The organism is Nonomuraea cypriaca, assembly GCF_015645445.1.
Taxonomy (GTDB): Bacteria; Actinomycetota; Actinomycetes; order Streptosporangiales; family Streptosporangiaceae; genus Nonomuraea; species Nonomuraea cypriaca.
The window spans coordinates 1-22,847 of the sequence record NZ_JADOGI010000140.1 but is presented as its reverse complement, the minus strand read 5'-3'; the positions used below and the strand labels follow the sequence as shown (position 1 = coordinate 22,847).

Annotated in this window: 25 protein-coding genes; 10 read left to right on the top strand and 15 right to left on the bottom strand. The window is 69.4% G+C overall.

What is annotated here, in order from left to right; genetic code table 11:
* Positions 1-40: 40 nt before the first annotated feature.
* The gene (locus ITP53_RS35615) at positions 41-904 is read right to left on the bottom strand and encodes a helix-turn-helix domain-containing protein (protein WP_195899855.1); all 864 of its coding nucleotides are present in this window, start codon (positions 902-904) and stop codon (positions 41-43) included.
* Positions 905-1,660: 756 nt separating this feature from the next.
* Between ITP53_RS35615 and ITP53_RS59625 the strand changes: the two genes are divergently transcribed.
* The 5 genes from ITP53_RS59625 to ITP53_RS35595 all read left to right on the top strand — a co-directional run bounded on the left by ITP53_RS59625 (position 1,661) and on the right by ITP53_RS35595 (position 5,072).
* Entirely contained in the window at positions 1,661-1,792 is a 132-nt protein-coding gene (locus tag ITP53_RS59625) for a hypothetical protein (protein ID WP_268961226.1), read from the top strand.
* A gap of 1 nt (position 1,793) precedes the next feature.
* Positions 1,794-2,441 (top strand): hypothetical protein, encoded by a 648-nt coding sequence (locus ITP53_RS35610; protein WP_195899854.1) that lies wholly within the window; start codon positions 1,794-1,796, stop codon positions 2,439-2,441.
* Positions 2,442-2,674: 233 nt separating this feature from the next.
* On the top strand, positions 2,675-3,286 hold the full coding sequence (locus tag ITP53_RS35605; protein ID WP_195899853.1) for an HD domain-containing protein: 612 nt from the start codon (positions 2,675-2,677) through the stop codon (positions 3,284-3,286).
* 63 nt (positions 3,287-3,349) lie between these two features.
* Entirely contained in the window at positions 3,350-4,228 is an 879-nt protein-coding gene (locus ITP53_RS35600; protein ID WP_195899852.1) for a Rieske 2Fe-2S domain-containing protein, read from the top strand.
* Between the two features lie 28 nt (positions 4,229-4,256).
* Positions 4,257-5,072, top strand: a complete 816-nt coding sequence (locus ITP53_RS35595) for an SDR family oxidoreductase (protein ID WP_195899851.1) — start codon at positions 4,257-4,259, stop codon at positions 5,070-5,072.
* 38 nt (positions 5,073-5,110) lie between these two features.
* Here ITP53_RS35595 and ITP53_RS35590 read toward each other — a convergent pair whose 3' ends face one another.
* The 4 genes from ITP53_RS35590 to ITP53_RS35575 all read right to left on the bottom strand — a co-directional run bounded on the left by ITP53_RS35590 (position 5,111) and on the right by ITP53_RS35575 (position 7,936).
* Positions 5,111-5,332 carry a hypothetical protein gene (locus tag ITP53_RS35590; protein WP_195899850.1) on the bottom strand — a complete coding sequence of 74 codons (222 nt, stop codon included), beginning with the start codon at positions 5,330-5,332 and terminating at the stop codon, positions 5,111-5,113.
* 23 nt (positions 5,333-5,355) lie between these two features.
* The gene (locus ITP53_RS35585; protein ID WP_195899849.1) at positions 5,356-6,111 is read right to left on the bottom strand and encodes a sulfite exporter TauE/SafE family protein; all 756 of its coding nucleotides are present in this window, start codon (positions 6,109-6,111) and stop codon (positions 5,356-5,358) included.
* A 20-nt stretch (positions 6,112-6,131) separates the two neighbouring features.
* The gene (locus ITP53_RS35580) at positions 6,132-7,052 is read right to left on the bottom strand and encodes an SPFH domain-containing protein (RefSeq protein WP_195899848.1); all 921 of its coding nucleotides are present in this window, start codon (positions 7,050-7,052) and stop codon (positions 6,132-6,134) included.
* A 95-nt stretch (positions 7,053-7,147) separates the two neighbouring features.
* Positions 7,148-7,936: an ABC transporter ATP-binding protein gene (locus ITP53_RS35575; protein ID WP_195899847.1), complete on the bottom strand. Its 789-nt coding sequence runs from the start codon at positions 7,934-7,936 to the stop codon at positions 7,148-7,150.
* 68 nt (positions 7,937-8,004) lie between these two features.
* On the opposite strand from ITP53_RS35575, the gene ITP53_RS35570 reads away from it, so the two are divergent.
* The gene (locus ITP53_RS35570) at positions 8,005-8,721 is read left to right on the top strand and encodes a hypothetical protein (protein WP_328816823.1); all 717 of its coding nucleotides are present in this window, start codon (positions 8,005-8,007) and stop codon (positions 8,719-8,721) included.
* Here the strand turns inward: ITP53_RS35570 and ITP53_RS35565 are convergent.
* On the bottom strand, positions 8,718-9,332 hold the full coding sequence (locus ITP53_RS35565) for a response regulator (protein WP_195899846.1): 615 nt from the start codon (positions 9,330-9,332) through the stop codon (positions 8,718-8,720). The two genes, ITP53_RS35570 and ITP53_RS35565, sit on opposite strands and share 4 nt — an antisense overlap.
* Positions 9,329-10,444, bottom strand: coding sequence for a GAF domain-containing sensor histidine kinase (locus ITP53_RS35560; RefSeq protein ID WP_328816821.1), 1,116 nt, complete (start codon positions 10,442-10,444; stop codon positions 9,329-9,331). The genes ITP53_RS35565 and ITP53_RS35560 overlap by 4 nt, the downstream gene beginning before the upstream one ends.
* A gap of 94 nt (positions 10,445-10,538) precedes the next feature.
* Here ITP53_RS35560 and ITP53_RS35555 point away from each other — a divergent pair, with 94 nt between their 5' ends.
* From ITP53_RS35555 to serB, 3 genes are all read left to right on the top strand, one after another.
* The gene (locus ITP53_RS35555; RefSeq protein ID WP_195899844.1) at positions 10,539-11,195 is read left to right on the top strand and encodes an SDR family oxidoreductase; all 657 of its coding nucleotides are present in this window, start codon (positions 10,539-10,541) and stop codon (positions 11,193-11,195) included.
* Complete coding sequence (locus tag ITP53_RS35550) at positions 11,192-12,319, top strand: S-adenosylmethionine:tRNA ribosyltransferase-isomerase (RefSeq protein ID WP_195899843.1); 1,128 nt, start codon at positions 11,192-11,194, stop codon at positions 12,317-12,319. Before ITP53_RS35555 ends, ITP53_RS35550 begins: the two co-directional genes overlap by 4 nt.
* Before the next feature lie 85 nt (positions 12,320-12,404).
* A complete protein-coding gene (gene serB, locus ITP53_RS35545; RefSeq protein WP_195899842.1) occupies positions 12,405-13,625 on the top strand; it encodes a phosphoserine phosphatase SerB in 1,221 nt (406 codons plus the stop codon).
* Between the two features lie 65 nt (positions 13,626-13,690).
* Here serB and ITP53_RS35540 read toward each other — a convergent pair whose 3' ends face one another.
* From ITP53_RS35540 to ITP53_RS35525, 4 genes are all read right to left on the bottom strand, one after another.
* Positions 13,691-14,158, bottom strand: a complete 468-nt coding sequence (locus ITP53_RS35540; protein ID WP_328816818.1) for a SixA phosphatase family protein — start codon at positions 14,156-14,158, stop codon at positions 13,691-13,693.
* Positions 14,159-14,372: 214 nt separating this feature from the next.
* Entirely contained in the window at positions 14,373-16,688 is a 2,316-nt protein-coding gene (locus ITP53_RS35535; RefSeq protein ID WP_195899841.1) for a sodium-translocating pyrophosphatase, read from the bottom strand.
* Positions 16,689-17,421: 733 nt separating this feature from the next.
* Positions 17,422-17,841: an ATP-binding protein gene (locus tag ITP53_RS35530; protein WP_195899840.1), complete on the bottom strand. Its 420-nt coding sequence runs from the start codon at positions 17,839-17,841 to the stop codon at positions 17,422-17,424.
* 1 nt (position 17,842) lies between these two features.
* The gene (locus ITP53_RS35525; RefSeq protein ID WP_020542579.1) at positions 17,843-18,193 is read right to left on the bottom strand and encodes an STAS domain-containing protein; all 351 of its coding nucleotides are present in this window, start codon (positions 18,191-18,193) and stop codon (positions 17,843-17,845) included.
* Between the two features lie 409 nt (positions 18,194-18,602).
* Here ITP53_RS35525 and ITP53_RS35520 point away from each other — a divergent pair, with 409 nt between their 5' ends.
* On the top strand, positions 18,603-20,972 hold the full coding sequence (locus ITP53_RS35520; protein WP_328816814.1) for a DEAD/DEAH box helicase: 2,370 nt from the start codon (positions 18,603-18,605) through the stop codon (positions 20,970-20,972).
* A gap of 64 nt (positions 20,973-21,036) precedes the next feature.
* Here ITP53_RS35520 and ITP53_RS35515 read toward each other — a convergent pair whose 3' ends face one another.
* The 4 genes from ITP53_RS35515 to ITP53_RS60575 all read right to left on the bottom strand — a co-directional run.
* Positions 21,037-21,267: a hypothetical protein gene (locus ITP53_RS35515; RefSeq protein WP_195899838.1), complete on the bottom strand. Its 231-nt coding sequence runs from the start codon at positions 21,265-21,267 to the stop codon at positions 21,037-21,039.
* 143 nt (positions 21,268-21,410) lie between these two features.
* On the bottom strand, positions 21,411-21,785 hold the full coding sequence (locus ITP53_RS59620) for an Rv3654c family TadE-like protein (protein WP_195899837.1): 375 nt from the start codon (positions 21,783-21,785) through the stop codon (positions 21,411-21,413).
* 176 nt (positions 21,786-21,961) lie between these two features.
* On the bottom strand, positions 21,962-22,339 hold the full coding sequence (locus ITP53_RS60580; protein WP_328816832.1) for a TadE family type IV pilus minor pilin: 378 nt from the start codon (positions 22,337-22,339) through the stop codon (positions 21,962-21,964).
* The coding region (locus ITP53_RS60575; protein ID WP_328816811.1) for a DUF4244 domain-containing protein at positions 22,339-22,847 on the bottom strand (509 nt) is incomplete at its 5' end. The genes ITP53_RS60580 and ITP53_RS60575, both read right to left, overlap by 1 nt.

Sequence of the window (22,847 nt, the reverse complement as noted above, 5' to 3'; positions counted from 1 at the left end):
CCCAGCCTCATTGCCGGCCCCTTGTTGAGATAGGTCGCAGCTACCCTCGCCACAGCATGGCCTTGCGTTGTATGAGCACACGGGATTCGTCCTCATCGAGCGCCTCCGATCTGATGTGATCGAAAGCGATTTCGTATCCGGCCACGCGTTCGAGGTCTTCGACGAAGTTGGCAGTATACAACTGCTCAAGATAAACGACATCGTCGAACGCCGCGAACTGCAGGTGTATGAATGTACCGGTGTTGACCGGATGGAGCGAGTCCAGGGTAAGGACATGAAGCCCGACGTGCGGCAGCAGGGAGATCTCGAGGAGATGCTCCATCTGCTCGCGCATCACCGAGGGCTCGCCGAAACGGCGGATCAGCGTGGACTCGTCCAGCACGACCGTGAGCCGACAGGGATCAGATCGCTGCAGGACGCGCCGCTGCCGGTCGAGACGCGCCTCGACACGGCTCCGGACACCGCTGTGCGTGATGCGAGCGATGCCGCGGGAGGCCAGGATGACTTCCCGTGCGTAGTCCTCGGTCTGCAGGAGGCCGGGCACGATCTGTGGTTCCCACGATCGCTGAGAAACCGCCTCCGCCTCCAGCCCGAGGAATCTTGTGTACTCCCCGGGCAGAGAGTCTTCGTAATCCTCCCACCACCCCCGCTGCTCCGCATCCCGTAACAGGCCGAAGAGTTCGTCAAGTTTCTCTCCGTCGACGCGGTAGAGCTTCGCCATGGCCTTGACGTCGTCGCCGCTCGCCATGGTCTTGGCGGCTTCGATGCGGCTGATCTTGCTGGGGGACCAGCCGAGCTCCCTGGCCGCCTTGGTCCCGGTGAGCTTTCGCCGCTCCCGGAGCATGCGCAACTCCTGGCCGAGCCGGAGCCTGCGAACTGTCGGACTGCCCTGCTGGAGTGGCACCGTCCACTCTCCTTGTCGGGAATGAAGGTGTAGCCGGAGGGGTTCGTTTGGGGCCCGGCTTCCGGGGCCGTTCGCTCAATCTTACCCTGCAAATTGCACGCGTAGTGCCACACAGGCTTGCCAGAAGGCTTTCACGGAGAGAGCCTAGGAGCAAGACAAGTTCCGCGAAGACCCCCCGATCGGGCGCTGTATGTCCCGGTTGCTCCCTCACCCCGGCAGGCTCGGACACTTCTCGTGCAAGTTGCAGGGCAAGCAAAGAGCAACATGCGAAGAAATTCAAATCTTCCTTGCTGAATCTCTTGCAGCAAGGACAGCCCGGGGGGACGATCGGATCGAGGAGGAGGTTCTCGAGCGTGAGGAGGCCGGAGATGACCACACGGCCGTACGCATCGGGCCTTCCGTCCATGATCGCGCGCCCGTCCAAGGGCCGCCTCACCGGCAACGGCGCCGTCCCGGAAACGAATGTCTGCCCCTGGGAGGCCGATTGCCGGAAGGATCTCACAATCCCCTGAAGAAACCCGGGAAAAGCTCGCTCAGCCGAGCACGGAAAAGCCGGGCCGAGGCTGACCACCGCCTCGCCGCAAATGGGCTGCCACCCTGCGACGGGACCGGTCATCAGCCATCGGACCGGTGAAGAAGCCACCTCTAGTAATGCCGCGAAAGGGGTCTTCTATGTACTCACAAGGTACCAAGGGACTCAGCCGAATCAAGTCCCGGATCCGGGAACTCATCGTATGGGCCGACCGCGAAGTCTGCATGGAGCCCGACGAATTCGCACACCGCATGGGCTGGACCGTGAGCAGGACGGGATTCTGCGCCCGCGCCTACCGCGACCCGCGCTTCGACCAGCTCCGTCACCCCCACAGGGTCCCAGAGGAGGTGTCCTGACGTGCCGAGGAATCCACGCAACCAGATCTACCCGGCCAACGAGGACCTCCCCGCCGCGGGCGGCGGCGGTGCGCTGGTCAGGCTGTGGCGGATCCGTACCGAACTGCTGGTGGTCGCCGGGCTGGCGGTGTTCGCGCTGGCCCTGCTCGGCGCCACCCGGGAAGGACGGTGGGTGCCGTTCATCCTGCTGACGAGCGCGATCTCGGTACCGGCCGCGACCAGGTCAGGACGCAACTGGGTGGTCGCCCACTTCTGGTGCGTGGTGACCAGGCACCGGCTGCAGCGGATCTGCCTGGAGACCACCATGCACACCAGGGCCGGGCGGATCCCGCTGGTGCTCTGGATCACGCCCTCCACGACGGGTGAGAAGGCGCTGATCATGACGAGGGCGGGCATCAGCGCGGAGGAGTTCGAGGCGTACGCCGAGGAGATCGCGGCCGCCTGCTGGGCCAGGAGCGCGAACGTCTACCGGCACCGCAGGCGGGCGCACCTCCTGATCGTCGAGATCGTCCGGCGCGACGAGACCCCCGGCGTCACCTCGCCCGGCCTCGATCGCCTGTACGGCCGGCACGCCTGGGTCTCCCTGAGACCCGACCTCGAGGAGCCGCCTGATCTGCGTACCGAAGTGGTGCTGCCGCGGGCGGCGTGAAGACCTAGGGAACCGGGTCATTCCCTAGGGCGCAAGCCCCGGAGACCGCGGGGGCTCCGGGGCTTCCCCATGCGCCCGGTCCGGGACAAGATGAGCGTGGTCAGCCGGGCACGCGGGGGCCGGCGCGGAGGCCCTGACCGCCGAAACCACCATCGACGTTCCAAGTGGTAACGCAGTGTTCACCGGAGATCCGGTCACGATTTCACCAACCGGGGTGATCATCGCACATTAGGGTGTCGCGCGTGACTATCGCGCCAGAAGAGGACCGCCTGAACGCCCAGATCGCCTTCGCCATCGAGATCGACAAGTTGAAGCGGATCATCCGCCGCAACCATCTCATCGACGGCTCACGGCGGGAGAACACCGCAGAGCACTCCTGGTACGTGGGCACGCTGGCGATGGTCCTCGGGGAGCACGCCCCACCGGAAACCGACCTCCAGCGGGTGGTGGCCATGTTGCTGGTGCACGACCTGGTGGAGATCGACGCCGGTGACACCTTCATCTACGACCCGGTGGAGGTGGCCGCCCAGGCCGAGGCCGAGACGGCCGCCGCCGAGCGTATTTTCGGGCTGCTCCCCGACGACCAGGCCGGGCGGCTGCGGCAACTCTGGGACGAGTTCGAGGCCATGGAGACGCCGGAGGCGAAGTTCGCCAAGGCGCTCGACCGCTTCGCCCCGATCCTGGCCAACCACCACACCGAGGGGGGCACGTGGCCGCTGTTCAAGGTGCGGGCCGGGCAGGTCAGGGAGAAGATACGGATCATCGAGGAGGGCTCGCCGTCGCTCGGCGCGTACGCCCGGGAGCTGGTAGAACTCTCGGTGGCCAGGGGACACCTGTCCGAGTGATCCCCACATGCCCGGGGTAGGGGACTCGACGTGAAGGAGACAGTACGCGCAAAGCGTCGGCAATTGCGGGCTTTCGCCGGTCCGGTCGCCCTCGCCGATCGGCTGGAGAAGTCGAAGGCCATGGACCGCCCGGTGCGAGCGCTGGCCAAGACCGTACGCCGGCGCGTCGGCCGGGGCCTGCTGCGCGACGTGCTGCACGGCGTCCCCATGGGAGAGCCGCTGCACCCGCCGCTGGCCACGGTCAGCCTGGGCTGCTGGCTCTCGACGGCCGTGCTGGACGTGGCCCGCGCCGACCCGCGGGCCGCCCGTCTGCTGCTGGCCACGGGCATCGCCAACGCGCTGCCCACGGCCGCCGCCGGACTGACCGACTGGTCCTCGCTGCACCGTGAGCAGCAGCGGGTGGGGTTCGTGCACATGCTGGCCAACATGACCGCACTCGGCCTGTTCTCCGCCTCCCTGCTGGCCCGCGTGGGCGGGCACGAGCGTCCCGGCCGGATGCTGTCGTTCGCCGGGCTCGCCGTCGGCGGTCTCGGCGCCTATCTGGGCGGCCACCTGGCCTACCGGCAGGCCGCGGGAGCCAACCACGCGCCGCAGATCAAGCACCTGGTGCCGCTGGGCTGGCACGACCTGTGCCTGCTCAGGGACCTGCCGGAGGGCCGTCCCGTGTCCCGGCGGCTCGGCTACATCCAGCTCTTCGTCCTGCGCAAGGGCGAGGCCGTGACGGTGCTCGCGGACCGCTGCCCGCACCTGGCGGGCCCGCTGCACCAGGGCAAGCTCGTCACGGAGGACGGCGAGTCCTGCGTGGTCTGCCCGTGGCACGGCAGCGCGTTCAGGCTGTCCGACGGCTCGGTACGGCACGGGCCCGCGACCGCCCCCGCGCCGGTGTTCGAGACGCGACTCCGGCGGGACGGCACGCTCCAGGTACGCCCCGGGTTGACCTGAAGTCCGGTTGAGGTCCTACCGTCCGGACATGGGCAAAATCCTTGTGACCGGGGCGACCGGAAATGTGGGCAGGCACGTGATCTCGCAGCTCGCGGAGGCCGGGCTGGACGTACGCGCGTTCGTCAGGAACCCCAAGGCCGGCTTCCCCGTGGAGACGGTACAGGGCGACCTGACCGTGCCCGAGACCCTTGAGCCGGCGCTGAAGGACGTGGAAAGCGTCTTCCTGCTGTGGCCGGGCTTCACCCTGGGCAACGCCGCCGAGGTCGTCACGACCATCGCCGAGCACGCCCGGCGTGTGGTGTACCTGTCGGCGAACGTTCCCGACGGCTCCCCGACGCACTACTACGAGGTCGAGCGGCTGATCCGGCACTCGGGGCTCGGCTGGACGTTCCTGCGGCCCGGCGGATTCTCGGCCAACACGCTGGGGTGGGCCGAGCGGATCAGGCAGGGGGTCGTGCGCGAGCCGTACGGGCAGGCGTCGAGGCCGTTGATCCACGAGAAGGACGTCGCGGCGGTGGCCGTGCACGTGCTGACCTCGGCGGGGCACAACGGGGCCACTTACGTGCTCAGCGGCCCCGAGCAGCTGACCTCGGCCGAGCAGGTGCGGGTGATCGGCGAGGTGGTAGGGCGTGCGGCGCGCTGGGAGGAGCAGCCGCCGGAGGAGGCCCGCGAGGAGCTCATGGCGACCTGGGGTGATCCTGCCGTCGTGGAGTCCGCGCTCAGGGCCTGGGCGGGCTTCGTCACCCGTCCCGAGCAGGCCACCGACACCGTGCGGCGGTTGCTCGGCCGCCCCGCGCTGACCTTCCGCGAGTGGGTACGCGACCACGCCGCGGACTTCAGGTGAACCACGGGGCGGGCTTCGGCTGAACCACGCGGCGGACTTCAGGTGACCTCGTCGGCGGGGTGTTCCACCAGGGCCAGGATGCGGCTGGACATGAATCTGGCGGTGCGTACGGGGCTGCCGCTGCGGGTGACCTCGCTCACCTCGACGAGCCCCCGCCGCGTGGTCACCTCGACCCGCCGCCCGGCGCGGGTGGCCCTGATCTCGTAAGTGCGCGGTGTTCCCCCCGCGTCGATGACGATCTCCACCCGGTCACCTTTCATGCCATGGGTATACCCACTGGCAACTATCCGTACACCAGTACGATAATGGCGGCGATCCCCACGCAGACGATGACCCCCCGCAGCACGGGCGGGGGAATGCGGCGCCCCACCCGGGCCCCGGCGAACCCGCCGGCCATCGCGCCCAGCGCCACCCCGCACACGGCCTGCCAGTCCACGTCCGCGACGAAGACGAACAACAGGGCGGCCACGGCGTTGACCACGAGCGCGAGGACGTTCTTGGCGGCGTTCACGCGCTGGAGGTGCTCGTCGAGGAAGCTGCCGAGCAGGCCGATCAGCAGCACGCCCTGGGCGGCGCCGAAATACCCGCCGTAGATCCCCGCGCCCAGTACGCCCAGCCACAACGCCGGGCCGCCGTGCGGGTGGGCGTGTTCCCTGCGCTCGGCCAGCCATCGGTTGAGCCAGGGTTGCACCACGACCAGCACGCAGGCCACCGCGATCAGCGCGACGACCACGACCTCGAAGATGTCCGGGTCGAGGAACAGCAGCAGGATCCCGCCGATGAGCGCCCCCACGCCGGAGGCCAGGCCCAGCCGCAGCACCCGCTCGCGTTGTCCTTCGAGTTCGACGCGGTAGCCGTACGCGCCGGTGAGGGAGCCGGGCACGAGGCCGATGGTGTTGGAGACGTTCGCCGTGACGGGGTCGACGCCGATCGCCACCAGCGTCGGAAACGTGATCAGCGAGCCCGACCCGACCACCGCGTTGATGGCGCCCGCCACCACACCGGCCGCGCAGACCGCGACCAGTTCCCACCCCGTCACTAACCCCTCCTAGACCGGCTTCAGGAGTCCGGGCTCTTGGGGGGTGTGAACAGGCCGCCCAGATTCTCCAGGACTTTGCCCATTTCTGATGGGACGATCCAGATCTTATTGGCGTCGCCTTTGGCGATCTCAGGGAGGGTCTGTAGGTACTGGTAGGCGAGCAGCCGCTGATCCGGCTTGCCCTCGTGGATGGCCTTGAAGACCATGCCGATCGCGTCCGCCTGCCCCTTGGCGCGCATGGCCTGCGCCTCGGCGTCCGCCTGGGCGCGCAGCACGGCCGCCTCCGCCTCGCCGCGCGCCCGCAGCACCGACGCCTGCTTCTCGCCCTCCGCGGCCAGGATCGCCGCCTGCCGCTGGCCTTCCGCGGTCAGCACGGCGGCGCGCTTGTCGCGGTCGGCGCGCATCTGCTTCTCCATCGAGTCCTGGATGGAGACCGGCGGGTCGATGGCCTTCAGCTCGACCCGGTTGACCCGGATGCCCCACTTGCCGGTCGCCTCGTCGAGCACGCCGCGCAGCGCGGTGTTGATGTCCTCGCGGGAGGTCAGCGTGCGTTCGAGGTCCATGCCGCCGACGACGTTGCGCAGCGTCGTGACCGTGAGCTGCTCGACGCCGACGAGGAAGTTGGCGATCTCGTACGTGGCCGCCTTCGGATTGGTGACCTGGAAGTAGATGACCGTGTCGATGGACACCACCAGGTTGTCGGAGGTGATCACCGGCTGCGGCGGGAACGACACGACCTGTTCGCGCAGGTCGATCATGTCCTTGACGCGGTCGATGAACGGCACCACCAGGTTGAGCCCCGGCGTCAGCGTCCGGTGGTAGCGGCCCAGGCGCTCGATGATGGCGGCCGTGGCCTGCGGAATGATGCGGATCGTCCGGGCCACCCCGAAGCCCACCGCTCCGACCACGATAATCGCGACGATGAGCTGCTGGGTGGACATGGCGACGCTCCGAAGCCGAGGGGACCGACTCCGTAGATGATATTTCGTTTCCGTGTTCTCAGTCGTACAGCTGCTTTTTCCGCATAAATCGTGATCTAGTGTGCGCGGGCGTACCAGCGGCCCTCGGCGCTGCGGTCCAACGACAGCGGCACCCCGAACGTCTGCGAGAGGTTGTCCGCGGTCATGACGTGCTCCAGCGGCCCCTGGGCCACCACGGAGCCGTGTCGCAGCAGCAGCCCGTGCGTGAACGCGCTCGGCACCTCCTCCACGTGGTGCGTCACCAGCACCAGCGTCGGCGAGCGGTAGTCGCCGGCCAGCACCGTCAGGCGGCGCACCAGGTCCTCCCTGCCGCCCAGGTCGAGCCCGGCCGCCGGCTCGTCCAGCAGGAGCATCTCGGGGTCCGGCATGAGCGCACGGGCGATCTGCACCCGTTTGCGCTCGCCCTCCGACAGCGTGCCGAACCGCCGCCTGATCAGATGGGCCGCCCCCATCATGTCGATCAACTCGACGGCCCTGGTCACGTCGTTGGAGTCGTACTCCTCCGTCCAGCGGCCCATGATCGCGTACGCGGCCGTCAGCACGAGGTCGATGACCTTCTCCTCGGGCGGTATCCGCTCGGCCAGCGCGGCGCTCGCCAGACCGATGCGCGGCCGCAGGTCGAACACGTCCGCCTGGCCGAGCCGCTCCCCGAGCACCTCGACCAGCCCCTCGCTCGGATAGAGCAACGTCGCCGCGACCTGCAGCAACGTGGTCTTACCCGCGCCATTGGGACCGACGACGACCCATCTCTCGTCCGCGTTGACCGTCCAGTCGATGCCGCGCAGCAGGGCCGCTCCGTCGCGCCTGACGGCGACGTCCTGGAGCCGCAGCACCTGACCACCCATCCCCGATCCCTCCTTAGGAGTCACCCTCGGGACAAACCTATTGCAGGGCGAGCGCTTATCGTGGACCGGTGCGCCCTGAATCGCCTGTCTGCCCGTCCCTGGTCGCCTGGGGCAACGCGTGGCTCGCCGGTCACGTCGGCCTCGACGAGGCGGCTGACCACGTGGAAGCCGCCGGAGGTCCCGCGGTCGCGGGCGAGGTCCCGCTGCGTAAATACCTCGCAAACCTGCGCGGCGGCGGACTGCGCGAGTTCCGGCTGGCCCTGCCCGCGCCCGGCGACCCGCTGGGGTTGTCGGGGCCGGCGTCGTTCAACGCGGCGGCGGTCGACGTGGGGCAGGCCGCCATCGCGGTGCTCGACGACCACAACCTGGGGCTGGTGCCCACGGTGGATCGGCGCGGGTCGTCCTATGTCGGGATACGTCTGGACGTGCATGAGTCCGGGCCCATTCGCCATGACCTGCCGTCGCTGGCCGAGGCCGACCGCGAGTTGTCGGACGCCATGCGCGCGGCCACCGAGACGCTCGACTCCGTCGACGGCCCCGCGCAGGAGCGCCCCGAGCGGCTGGAGCGGGGCGGAGAGCTGGCGCCCGGCTACCCCGCGAGAGCGCACCGGGTCTCCACGCTCGCCACGCGCCTCGCCACCGTGCTGCGCGTGGCCGACGAGCGCGGGCTCACCTCCGGCCAGGTCGCGGTACGCGGCGCCGCCCTGCGTGACCTGGACCGCGCCGTACGCCGCGCCCTCGTGGCCGCCCACCACGCCATATTCGAGCCGATCAGAAATTCCTAACCCAACCCATGACGTACGGCGTAGAGCGCCGCCTGGGTGCGGTCCTGTACGCCCAGCTTCATCAGCACGTTGGAGACGTGGGTCTTGACTGTCTTCTCCGCGACGGCCAGGCTCCGCGCGATCTCCCTGTTGGACCGGCCGGCCGCGATGAGCCCGAGCACCTCGCGCTCCCGTTCGGTCAGCGGCACCGGCGCGGGCACGCCGCCCACCGAGGCCAGCACCGCCTCGGCCGCCTCGGGGGCCAGGAGCACCTGACCGCCGTGGACCGCGCGCACGGCCTGGACCAGCGCGGGCGGGTCGACGTCCTTGTAGAGGAAGCCGGCGGCGCCGGCCCGCATGGCCGGGCCCACGTCCGAGCGGTCGCTCACCGACGTCAGCACGACCACCCTGGTCGCGGAGCCGGTCAACCGCTCCAGCGCGCCGAGGCCGTCGAGCACCGGCATCTTCAGGTCCAGCAGCAGCACGTCGGGAGCGAGGTCGCCGACCAGCTCGACGGCCCGCTCCCCGTCGCCCGCCTCGCCGACGACGGTGATGTCGTCCTGCAGGTCGAGGAACGTACGCAGCCCCTGCCGCACCACCGGATGATCGTCAGCGATCAGCACCCGGATCAAACCCCCACCTCCACGTGTACGGTCGTCCCCTCACCGCGGGCCGAGCCGACCGCCATGATCCCGCCGACGGACTCGGCCCGGTCGCGCATCGACACCAGGCCCAGGCCGCGTGACTCGGCCGGGTCGAAACCGCGACCGTCGTCGACGACGGTCAGCGCCAGCCTGCCATCCTCGAAGCTCAGGTGTACGGAGACGCGAGCGGCCCCGGAGTGCCTGAGGGCGTTGTGCAGCGCCTCCTGGGCCACGCGCAGCACGGCCACCTCGACCGCCGAGTCGAGCGGCGGCAACTCCGCGCACTCGAACGTGATCTCGGACGGGTGGAGCCGGTCGAGCATGCGTACGTGCTTGCGCAGCGTCTCGGCCAGGCCGTGCCGGTCCAGCTCGGCCGGTCGCAGCTCGACGATCACGGCGCGCAGCTCGGCGAGGGCCTCACCGGCGAGCCGGTGGACGCGTTCGAGCTCGACGGCGGCCTGGTCGGGGGCCTTCTCCAGCAGGGCGCCCGCGGCCTGGGCGGTGAGCCTGAGCGAGAACAGCTTCTGCGTGACGGCGTCGTGCAGCTCACGGGCCATCCGGTTGCGCTCCTCCAGCATGGCCAGCTCGCGGCCGCGCTCGTAGAGCCTGGCGTTGGTCAGCGCGATCGCGGCGTGCGCGGCGAACAGCGTGAGCAGGTCCTGGTCCTCCTGGGTGAACCCGCCGGGTGTGCGCTTGTTGGCCAGGAAGATGATGCCGAGCACCTGCTCGCCGTCGCGGATCGGGACGCCGAGGAAGTCCTTCATGACCGGGTGGGCCTTGGGCCAGTACTCGAATCGCGGGTCCGCGCGCAGATCGGGCAGCCGCGCGGGGGCCGCTTCGCGGAGCATCGCACCCAGCATGCCGTGCTGCCTGGGCAGCGGCCCGATGGCGTCCCACTGCTTGCCGGTGATGCCCTCCGCGACGAACTCGGCGAACGACCCGTCGTCGTCGGGCACGCCGAGGGCGGCGTAGCGGGCGTCGAGCAGGCGCTGCGCGGACCGTACGATGACCTGCAGCACCTCGCGGACCGACAGGTGCCTGGTGACCGCGAGCACCGCCGAGCTCACCGCCTGCAGGATCTCGTCTCGGTCGGTGGTCACGGCACCCACTCTATGGTCCTAGGACGATGTGCCCATTCCCCCACGGGTCCTCGGCCCGATGTGCGATCCGCGCCGTCTTCCTACCGTCGGTGACATGACGAACACCGCACTCATCACCGGCGCATCCCGCGGACTCGGACTCGCCCTGGCGAGGTCCCTGGCGGGGGCGGGCTGGAACCTCGTACTCACCGCGCGCGGCGCCGACGCCCTGGATCGGGCCGCCGCCGAGCTGGGCGCCCTGGCGATCCCAGGCGACGTGTCGGACCCGGCCCACGTGGAGCGGCTGGCACGGGCGGCGCCTGAGCTGAACCTGCTGGTCAACAACGCCAGTGACCTCGGCGCGACCCCGCTGCCGCCGCTGGCGGACTACCCGCTGGAGGCGTTCCGCGCGCTGCTGGAGACGAACGTGACCGCGCCGCTGGCCCTCATCCAGGCCACGTTGCCGGCATTGCGGGCGTCCGGCGGAGCCGTCGTGAACATCACCTCGGACGCCGCCACGGGCGCGTACGAGGGCTGGGGCGGCTACGGGGCCACCAAGGCGGCGCTTGAACAGCTGTCGAACGTGCTGGCCGCCGAGGAGCCCGGCCTCCGGGTCTGGTGGGCGGACCCCGGCGAGATGAACACGCGCATGCTGGCCGACGCCGTGGGCGCGGAGGAGGCGGCGGCCGCCGCCGACCCTGCCAAGGTCGCCGCGGCGCTGCACGACCTCGTCAAGGCCCGGCCGGCCGGCGGAAGGGTGAGCCTGCAATGAGCCTGGTTCCTGACTTCGCCCTGCCGGCCGATCTGGCGGCCCACGAACCGCCCGAGGCGAGGGGGCTGGCCAGAGACGAGGTACGCCTCATGGTCTCGCTTGTCTCGCCGGTCTCGCGGGACTCGCGGGACTCACGGGACTCGCGGGACTCGCGGGACTCGCGGGACTCGCGGGACTCGCGGGACTCGCGGGACTCGCGGGACTCGCGGGACTCGCACAGCGACCTCGGCCCCACCCACCACCGCTTCCGGGACCTGCCGGAGCTGCTCGGTCCCGGGGACCTCGTCGTGGTGAACAACTCGGCGACGCTGCCCGCGGCCGTCCGGCTGGATCGGCTGGCGGTGCACTTCTCCACCGCCAGGGAGGACGGGACGTGGCTGGTCGAGCTGCGCCGCCGTACCTCGAAGTCGTCCGAGCCGTACGGCGGTGGCGAGCCTGGCGAGTGGCTGCCGATGCCGGGACGGGCCACGCTGCGGCTGCTCGGACGGGAGACGCCGCGGCTGTGGCGGGCTTCGCTGGACCTTGACGTGGAGGCGTACCTGCGGGCGCACGGGGTGCCGATCCGGTACTCGTACGTGGCCGGGGAGTGGCCGATCGAGGCGTACCAGACCGTGTTCGCGACCGTGCCGGGGAGCGCGGAGATGCCGAGCGCTGGGCGGCCGTTCACCGCCGATCTGGTGACCGCGCTGGTGGCGCGCGGCGTCGGGATCGCGCCCATCACGCTGCACACGGGCGTGGCCTCGCCGGAGAAGGACGAGCCGCCTTACGCCGAGCGGTACGAGGTGCCCGGCCACACGGCGCGGCTGGTCAACCTGGCGCGGGAGAGCGGCAACCGGGTGGTGGCGGCGGGGACGACCGTCGTACGGGCTCTGGAGACGGCCGCAGGCGCGGACGGCCGGGTGTCCGCCGCGGCGGGCTGGACCACGCGCGTCGTCACCCCGGAGCACGGGCCGCGGGCCGTGACGGGGCTGATCACCGGGCTGCACGAGCCGCGCTCCAGCCACCTGCAGATGCTGGCCGCGTTCGCGGGCGAGGCGGCGCTGGCGCGGGCGTACGAGGCGGCGCTGAGCAAGGGATATCTGTGGCACGAGTTCGGCGACACGCACCTGATCCTGACCGGCTGAATCTTCGCGATCACAGGCTGCGCCCGGCTCCTAATGCCGTACCTGCTGCGCGAGCATCCGGCCGGGCGCAGTACCGTGGCTGGATGTGGACCCGCGCACCCTCCTGATCACCCTGAACGGCCCCGACCGACCGGGGGTCACTTCGCGCCTTTTCTCCGTTTTGTCCAGCTTTCCGGTGACGGTGGCGGACATCGAACAGGTCGTCATCCGCGGCCGGCTCACGCTCGGCGTGCTCGTCGCCTACGCGGGCGGCCCCTCGACCGGCACCGGCACCACCCTCGGCGCCATGTGGACCGCCGTCGAGCGGGTGGCCGAGGACCTCGGCATGGAGGTGGAGCTCTCCACCGGTTCCCAGACCAAGGAGCAGCGCCGCCGCGGCCGCCTGTCCGTCAGCGTGCTGGGCGCGACGCTGCAGCCGGCCGCCATCGCCGGCATCGCCGGTCGCATCGCCGCCGCCGGCGCGAACATCGACCGCATCGAACGCCTCGCCCAGTGGCCCGTCACCTGCATCGAGATGTCGGTCTCCGGCGCCGACCCCGCCGCTCTGCGCGTGGAGCTGGCCGCCGAGGCCGCCGCGCAGGAGGTCGACGTGGCCGTGCAGCGCACCGGCCTGTCCAGGCGGGCCAAGCGACTCATCGTCATGGACGTCGACTCGACGCTCATCCAGGGCGAGGTCATCGAGCTGCTGGCGGCTCACGCGGGCTGCCTGGACGAGGTCGCCGGGATCACGGAGGAGGCCATGCGCGGCGAGCTCGACTTCGCCGAGTCGCTGCGCAAGCGGGTCGCGCTGCTCGAAGGGCTGCCCGCCGAGGTGTTCGAGCGCGTACGCGGCCAGGTCGTGCTCACGCCCGGCGCCCGGACACTCGTACGCACGCTCAAGCGGCTCGACTTCCGCTTCGCCATCGTCAGCGGCGGGTTCACCCAGATCACCGACGGCCTGGTGGACGAGCTCGGCATCGACTATTCGGCGGCCAACGTCCTCGAGGTCATCGACGGACGGCTGACCGGCCGGGTCGTCGGCGAGATCGTCGACCGCCCGGGCAAGGCACGGGCGCTGGAGCGCTTCGCGCGCGAGGCGCGGCTGCCCATCTCCCAGACGGTGGCCATCGGCGACGGGGCCAACGACCTGGACATGATCGCCGCGGCCGGGCTGGGGATCGCGTTCAACGCCAAGCCCGTCGTGCGGCAGGCCGCCGACACGGCGGTCAACACGCCGTACCTCGACTCGATCCTCTACCTGCTGGGCATCTCGCGGGACGAGGTGGAGGCGGCCGACGCCGAAGACGGCGTCCTGACAGCGGGCTGAGCCCGCCCAGCCCTCTTTAGAGCCTTTGGGGTCGTTCAGGGCTCTTTGCGGGCTTTGGGGGTCGTTCAGGGCTCTTTGGGGTCCCAGTGGGTGAGCAGGCGGCCCTCGCCCGGCCAGAGGTCGGCCCACGCGGACTCCACCTGGATCACCGCGAACGCCCCCGGCCGGAACACGTAGTCGCCGTCGGCCAGGCTCACGGCCAGCTCGTGCACACCCGGATTGTGTCCGCACAGCACCACGGTGCCGAGCCCCGGGTCGGACCGCCGGAGCAGCTCCAGCAGCTCGTCCGGATAGGCCTCGTAGATGTCGCCCTCGTAGCTGATCTCCGCCTCGGGGAAGGCGAGTTCGGCCGTGCGCCTGGTCCTGAGCGCCGGCGAGCAGAGGACCACGTCAGGGCCGAGCCCGGCCGCTCTGATCTCCTCACCCGCCCGCGCGGCGTCGCGCTCACCCCGCCCGGTCAACGGCCGCTCCCGGTCCGCCAGACCCGGCACCTGGGCCGCTTTCGCGTGCCGCAGCACGATCAAGGTACGCACTCGATCACCCCGACCTCGTGGCCCAGACGGCCAGCCCGACGAGAACGGCCAGGATGACGAGCATGGCCAGCAGGATCAGGCCCAGGGTCTTGCCGCCGCTGGGTTGCTTGTCGTCTTCCACGTGCCCAGTTTCCCATCGGCGGCGGGTCCCGGCACCCTCACGGGAAACGCCCGCCCCCGTCGCCGGGAGCGGGCGTCTGTTGGATGATGGCCGCTACGACGCGACCGGCTCGTGTTCCCGGTTGTTGTTGCTGGCCGGCTCACTGGTCACCGACCGGCGCTTGGACACGACGATGGCGGCGACGACCACGGCGACGGCCACCACCGTGATGCCGATGCGCACCGCCGGGTTGCCCGCGTACAGGACCACCGCGGGGGCGACGAGCAGCGCCACCAGGTTCATCACCTTGATGAGCGGGTTGATCGCCGGTCCCGCGGTGTCCTTGAACGGGTCGCCCACCGTGTCGCCGATGACCGTCGCGGCGTGCGCCTCGGAGCCCTTGCCGCCGTGGTGGCCGTCCTCGACCAGCTTCTTGGCGTTGTCCCAGGCGCCGCCCGAGTTCGACAGGAAGACGGCCATCAGGGTGCCGCAGGCGATGGCTCCGGCCAGGAACGCGCCCAGCGGGGCGTAGCCGAGGGCGAAGCCGACCGCGATCGGGGTCATGACCGCCAGCAGGCCGGGCGTGGCCAGCTCACGGAGCGAGTCGCGGGTGCAGATGTCCACGACCCGGCCGTACTCGGGCTTCTGCGTGCCGTCCATGATGCCGGGGTTGTTGCGGAACTGGTCGCGTACCTCGAAGACGACGCGCATCGCGGCCCGGCTGACCGCGCTGATCGCCAGGCCGGAGAAGAGGAACACGACCGCCGCGCCGATGATCAGGCCGACGAGGACGTTGGGCTGATCGATGCTGAGACTGAAGTTGGCGAAGGTGCCCAGTGTGTCCTTGACCGCCTGACTGGCCGCGGCCAGCTCGGTCTCCACCGCGGTGCGGAAGGCGCCGAACAACGCGGTCGCCGCCAGCACGGCCGTGGCGATCGCGATGCCCTTGGTGATGGCCTTGGTGGTGTTGCCGACCGCGTCGAGGCTGGTGAGCACGCGGGCGCCCTCACCCTCGACGTCACCGGACATCTCGGCGATGCCCTGGGCGTTGTCGGAGACCGGGCCGAAGGTGTCCATGGACACGATCACGCCGACCGTGGTCAGCAGGCCGGTGCCGGCCAGCGCCACCGCGAACAGGGCGACCGTCACGTTGCCGAAGCCCAGCAGGAACGCGCCGTAGACCGCACCGCCGATGATCAGCGCCGAGTAGACGGCCGACTCCAGGCCGACGCTGATGCCGGCCAGGATGACCGTGGCAGGGCCGGTGGCCGAGCTCTCGCCGATCTCGCGTACGGGGCGCCGGTTCGTCTCGGTGAAGTAGCCGGTCAGCAACTGGATGGCGCTGGCCAGGACCAGGCCGATGAGCACCGCGCCGATGGCGATGAGCCGCGGGTCGGCGGTGGACTGCACGCTGGAGCCGCTCAGGCCCGCGAAGCTGTCGGGCAGGTACCAGAACGCGGCCGCCGCCACCAGCACGGCCGAGATCGCGGCCGAGATGAAGAAGCTGCGGTTGATGGCCGCCATGCCGTTGCGGTCGCGATCGCGCATCCCGGTGACGAAGATGCCGATGATCGCGGTGACCACGCCGATCATCGGGACGATGAGGGGGAAGATCAGCCCCTCCTCGCCGAAGGCCACCCGGCCCAGGATGAGGCTGGCGACCAGCATGACCGCGTACGACTCGAACAGGTCGGCCGCCATGCCCGCGCAGTCGCCGACGTTGTCGCCCACGTTGTCGGCGATGGTGGCGGCGTTGCGCGGGTCGTCCTCGGGGATGCCCTGCTCGACCTTGCCGACCAGGTCGGCGCCGACGTCGGCGGCCTTGGTGAAGATGCCGCCGCCGACGCGCATGAACATCGCCAGCAGCGCCGCGCCGAACCCGAAGCCTTCGAGCACGCCAGGCGCGGTGCCCTGGTAGATGAACACGACCACGGCCGCGCCCAGCAGGCCGAGGCCCACGGTGAACATCCCGGCCACACCGCCGGTACGGAACGCGATGCGCATGGCGCGCTTCTCGCCCGAGTCGTTGGCCGCGGCGGCGACGCGTACGTTACCGCGCACGGCCAGCCACATGCCCATGAAACCGGTCAGCGCGGAGAACACCGCTCCGACCACGAAGAAGATCGACCGCCCGATGCGTACGTCGGCCTCTCCCGGTAGCAACAACAGCAAGAAGGGAATCACGACGACGAAGATCGCCAACGTGCGGAACTGGCGTGTCAGGTATGCGGCGGCGCCTTCTTGTACGGCACGCGCGATGTTCTGCATGCGTTCGGTGCCCTGGCCGGCGGACAGCACTTCGCGCACCAGGCCACCGGCGACGGCTAGCGCGATCAGTGCGACCGCGGCGACCACGATCACGATGGTGAGATTGTTTCCGCTCAGGGCCAGATTGGACGCTGGCTCCACTGCCAGCATGTGCCTGCTCATCGTTCTCCTCGGCAAGACCGGTCGTCCTGCCCGGGCGGTGCTGCGGCGTTCCTCGGCGGGTGTTGCGGCACCATCCGGGTTGTGGGTGCCGCTTCCGGTTGAATCCGCGGGTTCCGCCGGATCACCTTGGCCGGTGCCGGGAGTCTACGCAGGCACTGACCGGATATGAAGTCTCTGGCGGCCGCTAATTGTGCATGCGTTCAGTAATCCCCTGCCGAAGCCCCCATTTGGACTCTGACAGGCGAAATTTCCGCGCGTTTACGGTCATGACAACCCACGGAAACGGTCTGCCCGAAACTACACTTCCGCAACCATCCCAATCCCACACGGGCCGCCCCAGCCATCCCGGGACCCTCTCCTGAGCCGGTCCCCTGGAGCGTTCCTGAGGGCCTCTCCCGGCCCCTTCGCGGCTTCTGGGGGCATGGACGGGCGACGCCGCACGCTGAGGCTCTGGACACAGGATGGAGCGCTGGTGGGCAGGGCGTTATGGCGCGCTCATCGGGCATGCGCGAACCTCGAGACGTCCACTGGCGAACGTGGAACGTCTCGAGATCCGGAGGCAACGATCTCATCGGGAAGCCATGGTGCCCGGTTGAACGGAAGCCATGGTGCCGGGCGCCGTGACGGCGGCCGGCCCTGTGCGGGTCAGAGGCCGTCTCCCTGGAGGCGCCCGATCATGGTCGGCGGGTGGCGGTTCGGCGGCTCCGCCGTACAAAATGGAGAAAAAGTTTGGTCAAACTTCGCTGGACGCCGGCCAGCTCATCCGGATGTTGGTGCCCTTGGGGCTGGGGAAGACTTCGACGTCGTCGGCCAGCCCCGAGATGACCGCGATGCCGAAGCCTGACATGAACGAGTCAGAGAGCATGCCGAGATCGAGCGGCTGCTCCTGCTTGATCTCATCGCTGGGGGCCAGGTCGCTGACCGTGACTTCGAACCGCCCAGAATCGTCACGCAACTCGATGCGGATGGGCTCGCCCGGACAGTGGACACGATGCGCCTCTACCGCCCGGGAACACGCCTCACCCACAGCGAGCCTGACCTCGTCCAGCAGGGACTCCTCTACGCCGGTGCGGCGAGCAATCGCCGTCGCCACCAGCCGTGCGGTGCGCACATGCGCGGGAAGAGCGCTGAACGTCAGCTCGACGGTAGCCATGCTACTTGTCTTTGCCGTGAGCTTCCTTGGCCTCGTCGACCGAAGCGTAGATCCCGAAGACCTTGGTCAGGCCGGTGATCCGGAAGATCTTGAGGATGCGCTCCTGGGTGCAGACCAGCTCGAGTGAGCCGTCGTGCGCGCGAACCCGCTTGAGCCCCCCGACAAGCACGCCGAGGCCGGTGGAGTCCAGGAAGTCGACCTTCTCCATGTTGACGAGAAGGTGGAAATTGCCCTTGTTCACCAGGTCGATGAGGAGCTCACGCAATCTCGGCGCGGTGTAGACATCGATCTCACCCTCGACCTCGACGATGGTGAGTCGGTCCTCGTTGTGGTGATCCAACTTCAGATCCACAGATCCTCCAGCGCCTCGCCTGCGAAAGTACTCTTGCCGGCCTGGCAGTCTGGAGCGTGGCCCCGGACTGTCCGACCCTGACGCGCGGCATTCAACCACGCGCCTGGCTTGTGTCTATACGAAATCACGATTCCCGACGACTTTGCCCACAGATGCAAGACTGGAAACAGTGACTTCCTCCGCATCCTCCCCAGAACAGGCAGGTCCACTCCTCCACCACCTGCTTGGTGTTCCCGCACGTCACGAGCGCGTCACCCATGTGGAGCATGTTCCAGCACGTCGGGCAGGTCAAGTCCGTTGGCCCAAATGGACTCCAGAAGTGCTTGTTACGCGCTTGGCGAACCGCGGGGTAACAGGACTCTGGCCTCACCAGTACGATGCCGCCGACCTGGCATTCCGTGGCCGAAACGTGATCATCTCGACGGGCACGGCGTCGGGGAAGTCGCTGGCGTACCTGACTCCGGCGGTGGCCTCCTGCCTCGACGGCGGCACGATTCTTTACCTGACGCCGACCAAGGCGCTGGCCGCCGACCAGCTGCGCGCCCTGCGGGAGCTGAGGATCACCCAGCTGCGGGCGGCCTGCTTCGACGGCGACACGCCGTTCGAGGAACGTACGTGGGTCCGGAAACACGCCAACTACGTCCTGACAAATCCGGACATGCTCCACCGGGGCATCCTGCCACGGCACGCCCAATGGTCCTCGTTCTTCCGCCGCCTGCGCATGGTCGTCGTGGACGAGTGCCACGGCTACCGCGGCGTCTTCGGCTCCCACGTCGCCCAGATCCTGCGCCGCCTGCGCCGCGTCTGCGCCCGGTACGGTTCGCGGCCCACGTTCCTGCTGGCTTCTGCGACGGCCAGCGAGCCTGGGGTGTTCGCGATGAGGCTGACGGGGCTTGAGATGGACGAGGTGACTTCGGACGCCTCGCCGAGGGGCTCGACGACCATCGCCCTGTGGGAGCCGCCCCTGACGGATCTGCGGGGCGAGGGCGGGGCTCCCGTACGCCGGACGGCCACGGCGGAGACCGCCGACCTGCTGGCGGACCTCGTACTCGCCGACATCCGCACCCTCGCCTTCGTCCGCTCCCGCCGCGGCGCCGAGACCGTCGCCCTGGCCGCCCGCGCCAAACTCACCGACGTCGCTTTCTCCCTTCCAACCCCTATTTCCAGTACGCCCGATCAGCCCCCGCATTCCGGCGGGTCCGATAAGCCGCAGCCCGATCAGCCTTCCCATGCCCGCATGCATGACGCATCTGGGGACCCGGGCTCCCCCACACCAACACCCACCGAACCGCCGGCTTCCGAACCGGCACCGTTCAACACGACCGGCGAGCACAGCCGACCGGCGAACGCGGGGAACCTGGAGAATCCGGCGCGCTCAGAAAGCCCGCTCGACTGGGCGTTCCCCCACCCTTCGGAATCGGACGCTCAGGACTGGGCAGACCTCCCCAACAAGATCGCCGCCTACCGGGCCGGATACCTCGCCGAGGATCGCAGACTCCTGGAGAAGGCCCTGCGCGAAGGCACGATCATGGGTCTGGCCACCACGAACGCCCTCGAACTCGGCGTGGACGTCTCGGGCCTGGACGCCGTACTGATCGCAGGATGGCCGGGCACCCGGGCCTCCCTCTGGCAGCAGGCGGGCCGGGCAGGACGGGACGGGCAGGACGCGCTCGCCGTACTGATCGCCAGGGACGACCCCCTGGACACCTACCTGGTGCACCACCCCCAGGCGCTGTTCGGCCAGCCGGTTGAGGCGATCGTCCTCGACCCCGGCAACCCATACGTCCTGGGTCCCCACCTCTGCGCCGCAGCCGCCGAGATCCCGCTGACCGACGACGACCTGCCCATTTTCGGAACCACCACCCCCAACGTCCTGGAAGACCTGGTCCAGCAGGGTCTGCTGAGGAAACGCCCGGCCGGCTGGTTCTGGACCAGACGCGAGCGCGCCACCGACCTCGCCGACATCAGAGGCGGCGGGGGCGCCCCCATCCAGGTCGTGGAGTCGTCCACCGGCAGGCTCCTGGGCAGCGTGGACGAGCCGTCGGCCCACACCACGGTGCACACGGGCGCGGTCTACCTCCACCAAGGCGAGACCTTCCTGGTGGAGCTCCTCGACCTGGAAGGCGGAGTCGCCCTGGTTTCCAGCGCGAACCCCGATTACACGACGTTCGCCCGCGACATCACCGATATCTCCATTCTCGCCACGCAACGCTCCCACCCGCTCGGCCCGGGCACCTTGCATTTCGGCGAGGTGGAGGTGACCAGGCAGGTGGTCTCGTACCTCAAAAGACGTCTCCATTCAGGCGAGATGCTCGGCGACGAGCCTCTCGACCTGCCGCCCCGCACCCTCCGCACCCGCGCGGTCTGGTGGACGCTCCCCGCCACGGCGGTGGCCCCCCTCGCCGAGGCGGCCATCGACCTCGGCGGCGCCGCCCACGCCGCCGAACACGCCTCGATCGGCCTGCTTCCGCTGTTCGCCACGTGCGACAGATGGGACATCGGCGGCGTCTCCACCGAACTCCACGCCGACACGGGCCTGCTCACAGTCTTCGTGTACGACGGCCACGAAGGCGGCGCCGGATTCGCCGAACGCGGCTACGCCCGCGCGACCGAATGGCTGACCGCCACCCGCGAAGCCATCGCCTCCTGTGAATGCGAACGCGGCTGCCCATCCTGCATCCAGTCCCCCAAATGCGGCAACGGCAACGACCCCCTGCACAAACGCGGCGCCATCCGCCTCCTGGACACCCTCCTGAGTCCGGACCCCCAAACGCCCTGAACCAGCCTTCGACCTTCCGCACACCGCAGCACGACCTTCGCGCGCAACACCCAAGGTCACCGTGCTAGGTCCGGGGCGACGCCCCGATCCGGCGGGCCATCGCGACACCGGCCAGACTCAGGACCGCGGTGGCGACAAAGATCGTCAGGAACGACGACGGACCGGTTCCGCCATGGGCGATGAGCGCTCCGCCCAGCCCGCTGATGACAGCGGTGGCCAGGGTCTGGGCCAGTTGCAGGGACGCGCTGACCTCCCCCTGCCGGTTGGCGCGGACGGTCCTGACCGGGATCGCCACCCCGCAGTGGCGATCCCGCCACCACTGAAACCCTGCACTACAGACCGCAACCGGCTTCACAGCCATCCACGTGCGATATGACGCACGTGAGATCGGATGTCAACGCCGTTCGGCAGCACAGCCCCAGCGATCTCAGCACAGTCCTAGGGATCGATTTCGGATGGATCAGGTCCTGCTGGGCCTGCGCGTGATCTGCCCAGCACCGTGCGGGTGCCGACTACCGGTAGTGAGATCGGCAAGGAGGTCCAGACGTCGGCGATCTCATCGGTGATCAGGCACTTGGTCAGTTGCACTCCGTTCTGGGCAGCCAGTGCCTCTGCTCTGGCGCAGGCGGCTTGTGGGTCGACGAGCGCGAGCCTGGCCGCGGCCAGGGCGCTCAGGTCGGCGGCGTTGTTGACGCGGTGGCGGGCCACTCGCGCGGAACCCACGGTGGCGAACGCCGTCGCGACCGCCATCAGGAGCCCCATGAGTGCTACGCCCCACAGCGTGGCCGAGCCTCGCTCTCTGGGATTGATCACCGCCTCCCCCTCCCCTCCTCGGCGTGACCACTGTCTCCCCTTCGTCTCCTTGGGAGTGAGCCCCTTGGACGTGAGCGCTGCCTCCCCCTCCCTCTCCTTTGGGGTGAGCGCTGCCTCCCCCTCCCTCTCCTTGGGAGTAATGGCCGTCGCCCTTTCCAGAGGGCTCGACTGGCGTTTCATGGTTCGGTATCGGCGGTGGCTGAGGCGGACACGCGGACTGCGGGCAACGCGGGGCCCCAAGCTGGGCGTACTTCTACGGTGATCTGGACTTTTGTGGTCTCCGGGTCGCGGGCTATGTCTACCTGTGCGTCTGGTCTTGTGGCTGCGCGGGCCAACTCGCTCACCTGATCCAGTGGCTCGCCTCTGGCTGCCGCTCGGGCTGCCGCTCGGGCCGCGTCCACGCATTCCAGTTGGACGCCTACCGCTTGGACGGCCCATAGTGCGGCTGCCAGGACGACCATGAGAGCGGGCAGCATCGCGGCGGTCTCGGCCGTTACAGAACCCCGCGATGCCTGCCGCCTCTTGCAATCCAATGTCCGCGGTGGGCGGAGCATCATCCGTTCGTCTTGAGCGCTCGATCGATGAGGGAGGACAACATCCCCTGGACTTCTGGGCTGCTGACCACCTTGAAGAGGAGCGCGGCGAAGGCACAGGCCGCGATGGTCCCTACGGCGTACTCGGCTGTGGACATGCCGCGCTCCCGGTTCGTGAGCGCGTAGCGCAGCCATCTCCCAGGTCGTCGGGTTTTGGGCCCCGTGTGGTGTGAGGTCCGGGCGGGGGGCTCACCTGAGACGGCGGTGGCCGCTGTACGGCGATACGACGTGATGCGGCGGTCACTTGGCGGCTGGTGGTCGATCGCTTGAGCGGCTCCGGCGGCGTCGGCTGGGGCCGCAGGGGCAAGTCCGTTGGTTGCCTTGGAGTTGATGACACGATTCACAGTGGCCTTGGCCGTCGCCTTGGCAGCTGTCACGGGGATGGGGGCGGCCCTGGTCACGGCCTTCGTCACAGCCTTGGTGGCGGCCTTGGTGGCGGCCTTGGTGGCGGGGATGGTGGCGGGGATGG

Coding starts and splice junctions, on each gene's coding strand:
- ITP53_RS59625 (WP_268961226.1), top strand. CDS start 1,661: ATGGAGCCCGACGAATTCGCACACCGCATGGGCTGGACCGTGAGCAGG.
- ITP53_RS35595 (WP_195899851.1), top strand. CDS start 4,257: ATGGGCAAAATCCTTGTGACCGGGGCGACCGGAAATGTGGGCAGGCAC.
- ITP53_RS35590 (WP_195899850.1), bottom strand. CDS start 5,332: ATGAAAGGTGACCGGGTGGAGATCGTCATCGACGCGGGGGGAACACCG.
- ITP53_RS35580 (WP_195899848.1), bottom strand. CDS start 7,052: ATGTCCACCCAGCAGCTCATCGTCGCGATTATCGTGGTCGGAGCGGTG.
- ITP53_RS35575 (WP_195899847.1), bottom strand. CDS start 7,936: ATGGGTGGTCAGGTGCTGCGGCTCCAGGACGTCGCCGTCAGGCGCGAC.
- ITP53_RS35555 (WP_195899844.1), top strand. CDS start 10,539: ATGACGAACACCGCACTCATCACCGGCGCATCCCGCGGACTCGGACTC.
- ITP53_RS35550 (WP_195899843.1), top strand. CDS start 11,192: ATGAGCCTGGTTCCTGACTTCGCCCTGCCGGCCGATCTGGCGGCCCAC.
- ITP53_RS35535 (WP_195899841.1), bottom strand. CDS start 16,688: ATGAGCAGGCACATGCTGGCAGTGGAGCCAGCGTCCAATCTGGCCCTG.
- ITP53_RS35530 (WP_195899840.1), bottom strand. CDS start 17,841: ATGGCTACCGTCGAGCTGACGTTCAGCGCTCTTCCCGCGCATGTGCGC.
- ITP53_RS60580 (WP_328816832.1), bottom strand. CDS start 22,339: ATGCTCCGCCCACCGCGGACATTGGATTGCAAGAGGCGGCAGGCATCG.